Annotated in this window: 4 protein-coding genes; 3 read left to right on the top strand and 1 reads right to left on the bottom strand. The window is 65.2% G+C overall.

Features of this window, described 5'->3' with window-relative positions:
- A partial coding sequence (locus HP546_RS31195; RefSeq protein ID WP_218584643.1) for a hypothetical protein occupies positions 1-192 on the top strand: 192 nt, incomplete at its 5' end.
- Positions 193-232: 40 nt separating this feature from the next.
- On the opposite strand, the gene HP546_RS28125 is transcribed toward HP546_RS31195, so the two are convergent.
- Positions 233-1117, bottom strand: a complete 885-nt coding sequence (locus HP546_RS28125) for a LysR family transcriptional regulator (protein WP_172232457.1) — start codon at positions 1115-1117, stop codon at positions 233-235.
- Positions 1118-1224: 107 nt separating this feature from the next.
- Here HP546_RS28125 and HP546_RS28120 point away from each other — a divergent pair, with 107 nt between their 5' ends.
- Both HP546_RS28120 and HP546_RS28115 read left to right on the top strand, forming a co-directional pair.
- Positions 1225-2406 carry an MFS transporter gene (locus HP546_RS28120; protein WP_172232454.1) on the top strand — a complete coding sequence of 394 codons (1182 nt, stop codon included), beginning with the start codon at positions 1225-1227 and terminating at the stop codon, positions 2404-2406.
- A gap of 123 nt (positions 2407-2529) precedes the next feature.
- The gene (locus tag HP546_RS28115; protein ID WP_172232451.1) at positions 2530-2910 is read left to right on the top strand and encodes a hypothetical protein; all 381 of its coding nucleotides are present in this window, start codon (positions 2530-2532) and stop codon (positions 2908-2910) included.
- Positions 2911-3196 lie beyond the last annotated feature (286 nt).

The raw sequence follows: 3196 nt of genomic DNA, 5'->3' as shown, positions 1-3196 counted from the left end.
GAAAAGTGCGATGAATCAATTTGCGATTCTGTACGGAGATCGGTTCATCAGGCCAACCTGGTGAAATCAAGGCCTGCCGGGCGGCAGGCCATTACCGGCCCGCACACAAAAAACCTGACACTCCCCGCCGCGCGGGCGGCGCTCGATCTCACAGGCGCTGCATATCTTGCGGCAAGCACCTGTCAGCCCTGATGCAATCCCAATGAGAGATTCCATGACCATAGAACAAGGCTCATCCTTCGCCAGCCCCCAAACTCTGCTCCATCACCTCCAAAAACGCCCGGGCAGCCGGTGTCGGGCTGGATGACCACACGGCATAAAGGTGCCGCACCGGCGCATCCACCAACCGCGCCACCGCCACGCCGTCTATACCTTCGGCCACCCGCTCCGGCACCAGGCCGACCGCCATGCCCCGCTGCACGAACTTCTCGACCAGACGCACATGCCCAATCTCGAACTGCACCCGATGCTGCAACCCCGCCGCCTGAAACGCCTCGTCCGTCTGCCGTCGCGCCCCGGTGCCTTCGGGGAAGTCCACCAGCACTTCACCGGCCAGATCGGCCAGCGCCAGCTGCGCCCTGCCCGCCAGCCGATGGCCCGGCGGCAACAACGCCACCAGCGCTTCCCTGGCCAGCAAACGATGCTGCACACCCTGCACCACTTCGCCCTGCCACAGGCCGATGAAACCCACGTCCAGGCGCCGCTCGATCACATCGGCGATCAGCAATTCGCTCTTGGCCGTAAGCCAGCGCACGTCCACATCCGGGTAACGGCCGTGAAACACCGCCAGCAGGTCGACCAGATCCAGCGCGGTGAGCGAGCTGATTTCACCAATCGCCAAGCGCCCACGCACTTGGCCGCAAGCCGCCGCCACATCATCAGCAATGCGCCGGGCCGCCTCCACCGCCGGCCTGGCGCTGAGCACAAAGGCCTCGCCGGCAGGCGTCAGGCGCACCCGCCGCGAACTGCGCTCGAACAGGCTGACGCCCAGGTGTGCCTCAAGGCGCGCCACCTGGTGGCTAAGCGCCGACTGCACCACATGGCAACGTTCAGCCGCACGGGTAAAACTGCCGGTGTCGGCCACGGCGAGGGCGTACTCAAGCTGCTTGAGGTTCACTGATCTATCTGTTTTCGAGATTGATAAGTTGAAAACTATACATTGGCGTCATGCCTGACACTTCCAGATAATCACCACCACTTACTACTGCCCGCCACGAGAACCGCATGAACACCCCCACTCTCAGCCGCGCCCTGATCCTGCTGATGGCGACCGCCACCGGCCTGGCCGTGGCCAGCAACTACTACGCGCAACCGCTGTTGCACAGCATTGCCCAGCAATTTGGCCTGAGCACCGCCAGCGCAGGCAGTATCGTGATTGCCGCACAGCTCAGCTACGGCGCCGGGTTGCTGTTGCTGGCGCCACTGGGCGACCTGTTCGAACAGCGCCGGCTGATCACCGTGATGACCGTCATTGCCACCCTGGGCCTGGTCATCAGTGCCTGCGCACCGAGCCTGCCGTGGTTGCTGCTCGGCACCGCGCTGACCGGCCTGTTCTCGGTGGTGGCGCAGATCCTGGTGCCCATGGCCGCCGCGCTGAGCCCGCCGCACCAGCGCGGCCGCGCGGTCGGCACGCTGATGAGCGGCCTGCTGCTGGGCATTCTGCTGGCGCGGACCGCTGCCGGCTTCATGGCCGAACTAGGCGGCTGGCGCAGCATCTACGTGCTGGCTGCCGTGCTGATGGCGATCACCGCCGTGGCCCTGTACCGCAGCCTGCCTCAGCACCACAGCCATGCTGGTTTGAAGTACCCCGCACTGATCGGCTCGGTGTTCCGCCTGTTCATCGAAGAGCCGGTGCTGCGCCTGCGCTCGCTGCTCGGCCTGCTGGCGTTCAGCCTGTTCGCGCTGTTCTGGACGCCATTGGCCTTCCTGCTGGCGCAAGGCCCGTACCACTATTCCGATGCAGTGATCGGCCTGTTCGGCCTGGCCGGTGCGGCGGGCGCGCTGTCGGCCAACTGGGCCGGGCGCCTGGCCGACCGTGGCAAGGGCTCGCTGGGGACCACGGTGGGGCTGGTGGTGTTGCTGCTGTCGTGGGTACCGCTGGGGTTTGCCCAGCAATCGCTGCTGGCCTTGCTGCTAGGTGTGCTGATGCTCGACCTGGCGGTGCAGCTGGTGCACGTGAGCAACCAGAACGCAGTCATTGCGCTGCGGCCCGAGGCGCGCACGCGGCTGAATGCCGGGTACATCACCTGCTATTTCATTGGCGGGGCACTGGGGTCGCTGCTGGGGACGCAGTTGTTCCAGCGCCAGGGCTGGATGGGGATTGTGGTGGCAGGGTTGGTGATTGGCGCTCTCGCATTGCTGGCGTGGCTGCTGGCGAACCGCAAACCTGCCACATCAATTGTGTAGGCGCGTGCCGGCCTGAGGGCGACATTGCACCGCACTACCCTCCGTCGTATTGCCGTTGACTTGCCTGCCCGGGCAGCGCTCAGTAGGCGCTGGTCAATGCCCTTTCCCTGACAGGACGACTTTATGACAAGACTCACGGTGCAATCCGGCGATTTCTTGCAAGGTGAAGGCGAGTATCGCAACGGATCGCTCACACTCAAGACCCCGCGCAGCCCCTCCCCGGGCGAGCGGATTTCCCTGGCACGTATCAGCGACCTGAGGCTGGCCAGCCTGGAGTCCAGCCGCAGCTTCGGCAGCACCCTTGGCTGGGGCGTGGCCGGGGCGTTGGTGGCCGGGCCGGTGGGGTTGCTGGCCGGGCTGTGGCTGGGTGGCAAGGAAGAAGAAGCCACCTTCCTGGCCACCTTCAAGGATGGGCGCAAGCTCATGGCCATTACCGATGGCAAGACCTGGTCGAAGATCGATGACAACTGGCGGCAGCACAAGCGGCCAGCCCGCGCAGACTGACTGAATATCGCAAGGCCTGGATCGTTTTGTATTGAAGGCGGCTGGTAAGATGCCGCCTTTTTTCATGGCCTGTGCGGGCCTCTTCGCGGGTGAACCCGCGCCTACAACGGGTGGCGATGCCCCTGTGGCAGCGGGTTTACCCGCGAAGAGGCCCGCACAGGTGTCGCGCATCCAGGAGCCCCCGCATGCCCCCGCGTCCCCCCCGCCTGCCCCTGAGCCTGCTCAGCCTGGGCCTGGCCCTGCATTGCCCCAATGTGCTTGCCGAAGACAGCGTGTTACTGGCCCC

Source organism: Pseudomonas sp. CM25 (assembly GCF_013179705.1).
Taxonomy (GTDB): domain Bacteria; phylum Pseudomonadota; class Gammaproteobacteria; order Pseudomonadales; family Pseudomonadaceae; genus Aquipseudomonas.
Note: the sequence above shows the minus strand (reverse complement) of the source record. Positions and strands in the feature narration are given on the sequence as shown.

Coding starts and splice junctions, on each gene's coding strand:
- HP546_RS28120 (WP_172232454.1), top strand. CDS start 1,225: ATGAACACCCCCACTCTCAGCCGCGCCCTGATCCTGCTGATGGCGACC.
- HP546_RS28115 (WP_172232451.1), top strand. CDS start 2,530: ATGACAAGACTCACGGTGCAATCCGGCGATTTCTTGCAAGGTGAAGGC.